Annotated in this window: 2 protein-coding genes and 1 pseudogene; all 3 read right to left on the bottom strand. The window is 57.4% G+C overall.

Annotated elements, in window-relative coordinates; all coding sequences use genetic code 11:
- Positions 1-1,050: pseudogene (locus tag Q0510_RS06585) on the bottom strand (ABC transporter ATP-binding protein); the annotation flags it as partial.
- Between the two features lie 67 nt (positions 1,051-1,117).
- The gene (locus Q0510_RS06590) at positions 1,118-3,112 is read right to left on the bottom strand and encodes an ATP-binding protein (RefSeq protein WP_298709368.1); all 1,995 of its coding nucleotides are present in this window, start codon (positions 3,110-3,112) and stop codon (positions 1,118-1,120) included.
- Between the two features lie 35 nt (positions 3,113-3,147).
- On the bottom strand, positions 3,148-3,411 hold a 264-nt coding region (locus Q0510_RS06595), incomplete at its 5' end, for an ATP-binding protein (protein ID WP_333864864.1).

The following is a 3,411-nucleotide window of genomic DNA, read 5'->3' on the forward strand; positions in this document are numbered from 1 at the left end:
CTGCGTGATCCGGGGCGATATCTCGAAAAACTCGAACAGGTCGCGGAGGTAAATGGCGCCCTGGGTAACACTGGTAAACCGCATCAGCACGCTTTCCAGCAATCCGCGCAACTGCCGGAACGACCCGCCGAGGAAAGCCAGGTCGCCGATCGTCAGCTCACCTTTAACGGTTTGCAGGATGATGATGACATATGCGGCATAATACCCCGCGCTTCCCAACAGCGAAAACACCACCGCCCAAATGTTGTAGCGGACAGACAGGGCCTTCTTGTCCCGGTAAAATTTATCTGCCAGCGACTTGAAACGTTCTACCAGGTATTGGCTGAGGTTGAAGATCTTGACTTCTTTCACGGACTCATCGCTCGCGCCGAGGAAGCGGATGTAATCCAGTTCGCGCCGGGCAGAAGTTTCGCCCCAGGCCAGCGCGTAGAAACGGTCGTTGAAGTGGGTTTCGGAGAAGAAGGAAGGAAGCACTGCCACCTGGAGCAGCAGGATCAGCCAGGGGCTGAACGTCAACAAACCCGCCGCCAGGAAGATCATCGTCACCACATCCTGCACCTGTGTGAGCACCTGGCTGAGGAGCTGTGTGCGGCCGGCGGTTTGCTGGCGCGCGCGTTCCAGCTTGTCGTAAAAAGCGGAATCCTCGAACTGGTCGAGGTCCAGCGTAGCGGCATGCTGCATGATGCGCACCGACGTATGGTTGGCGACTTGTTCGCCCAGGAGCCCGTCCACCAGCGAAATCGCTCTGCCCAAAGCCCCGGAAATCACGACCAGCGCAAATTCCGCGGCCACCAGTTCCCAGAGATAGGTATAACTCACTTCGCCAGACACCTGCGTCAGGCGGACCACCTCATCGATAATCAGTTTGCTGATATAAAGCAATCCCAACGGCGTGGCGGATTGCGCGGCTCTCAACAGGATGTTCCAGGTGGTCATCCATGGACTGGTCTGCCAAACCAGCCTGAAAAAAGCGGGCAGGTTTTTCAATGCCGCCATCCGCTGCCTGAAGCTCACATCGGGCTCCCCGGGTTTTCTGCTGGGTCTTCTCATGCGGCACTGAAGTTACGCAATTTGGGATTTCCATAAAAACGAACATCCGCAAACAGGATTGGGCGGTTCAGGCCATGACGGCATGCACGGGGAGCGATAGCAGCACGGAGGTCCCTTCGGCAGAGGATTCCACGTCCATCGTCCCGCGGAACGCTTCGGCCCGGGAGCGGAGCCCGAACATCCCGATGCCCGCGGCTTCGCCGGTGTCCGCAAATCCTTTCCCATCGTCTTCCACGGTCAGCGAAAATAGTTCTTCCCCGAAATTCAGCTGTACAAAAACGTGGGAGGCTTCGGCATGTTTGATAACGTTGGCGAGCAGTTCCTGCAAGGTCCGGTAGATCATCAATTCAAAATGTGCGTTGAAGCGGCGGGGCTCGCCGTAAGATTGATATTCGATCCCGAGCGCATGATGACGGCCAAGCTTTTCGCAATATGCATGCGCGGCCACGTCGATGCCTTCTTCGAAAAGCACGCGCGGCATGAGGTTGTGGGAGGTATCGCGAATTTCCGCAACTGCGTCGTTGAGGAGGCTCAGTGTATTGCGGTACGGGGTGGACTGGGAAAGCTCCCGGTACTGCGTTTCCAACGAAGCCAGGTACAATTTCACGCCAGAAAGGATAGAACCCGCGCCATCGTGCAGGTTCCGGGCGATGCGGGCGCGTTCCTTCTCCTCTCCTTCCATCGACGCCTGGGCCATCGCCAGTTCGGCTTCCTTGTGTACCAGCTGCAACTGCTGGCGCTGCAGCTGCTGTTGCTGCCGGAAGTGAAAGTATATACCGCCGGCAATTACGATCACCAGCAGCAAACCGCCGCCCAGCGCAATGAGCATGCCGCTTTTCTTCCGCAACTCCAGGTCTTTTTTCGTAATCGCGAGTTGCGATTCGGCCAGCGACTTGTCCTTCTCCAGCGTCCGGTACCTTGTTTCCAATTCATTCACTTTGGCGGCCACGTCCGTTTTCTGCAGGCTGTCGCGGTACAGCACATAATCATCAAATGCGGCCATGGCGGCGGATTTCTGTCCCAACTGGATATTTACTTTCGTCAGCAGCTGCGAATGCTGCATAAGTGTGGGCACATGCCCGATATCCTTCAGGGCCGGACCGGCTTTCAGCAAATGCTCCCGCGCCAGGGCCGCGTTGCCTGATTCATAATAAGCCAGCCCGAACGTTTCGTGCATGGAACTGATCAGCAGCGGCGGCAGCGTAAACCCGCGGGCGATGCGCTCAGCCTCGTGCAGGTACGTCAACGCGGAATCGGTGTGCAGTTTCTTCGTGGCATAGAGGTCCGCGATCCCGACGCGGGCGTAAAAGCGCCCCAGCTGGTATTGGGCGAGGTCGGCGATCCGGATGGCTTCACGGAAGGAGACCGCGGCATCGGAGGGCTGGTTGAGGCGGGTGTATTTGTCGCCCATGTTGATGAGCACTTTGATATGATTACCCGAATCGCGGCGCTGGACGTACAGCGCACCGGCTTTGCGCAGGTATTGCAGGCTTTTCTGCAATTGTTCCATCTGGCTGAAAATAATCGACAACCCGTTGTAGGCATGCGCCATACTGAGGGTATCCCCTGCCTGGCGGTAAGCTTCTATCCCATGGAAATACGCCTGTGCGGCGGTATCGAGCCGGCCCGCCTGCATGAGCGTGTTCCCGATGCCGGTCCAGGCCACGCCGGTGTAGCGGTATCCTTTTTCCTTTTGAAGGTATTGGAGCGAGCGGGCGTATACCGCCAGTCCGGAATCCAGCAATCCTTTGTGGGTCAGTATCTGGGCGCGGGCGCAGATCAGGGTGCCGGTGCGGCGGTTGTCGTGCAGGCGCTGGCTGATAATGAGCGCTTTGTTGATGAGCGCCATGGCGGAATCATCGTCGAGCTCGTGCAGATCGGTGGCGTAATCGAACAGGCGGTCGGCCAGCACGGTATCTTCTTTACCGTATTGCAGCAGGGGCTTATGTTTCCGGTGGACCTCCCCAATCGTTTGCGCATTGGCGGGGAAAACAAAGAGGCTCAGCGCCATGGAAACAGCGCAGGTAAATAGTTTCCGGATATGGAAAGATCGGTTATGCATGGTTCGTGAATGGCGGTATGAAATATGGATATGTCTTAAGCGGTTTGAGCGGTGATGATGGTGTCGGGAACAGGGAACCGGATATGAATGGAGGTGCCTTCGGCCGAGGAATCCACGTCCATCGAACCGCGGAACGCTTCCGCCCGGGTTTTGAGGCTGTACAGGCCGATACCGGCGCCCTCCTTCCCGGAAGCCATCCCTTTCCCGTCGTCTTCCACCGTCATGGCAAATTCCTCTTCCCCGAACTCCAGCTGCACGAGGGCCTGCGTAGCTTCGGCGTGTTTCATGACATTACCCAG

It is taken from the genome of uncultured Chitinophaga sp. (assembly GCF_937874145.1).
Taxonomy (GTDB): domain Bacteria; phylum Bacteroidota; class Bacteroidia; order Chitinophagales; family Chitinophagaceae; genus Chitinophaga.

What these genes read in the sequence shown, in the direction of transcription:
- Q0510_RS06590 (WP_298709368.1), bottom strand. Translation starts at nt 3,112, where the DNA reads ATGCATAACCGATCTTTCCATATCCGGAAACTATTTACCTGCGCTGTT.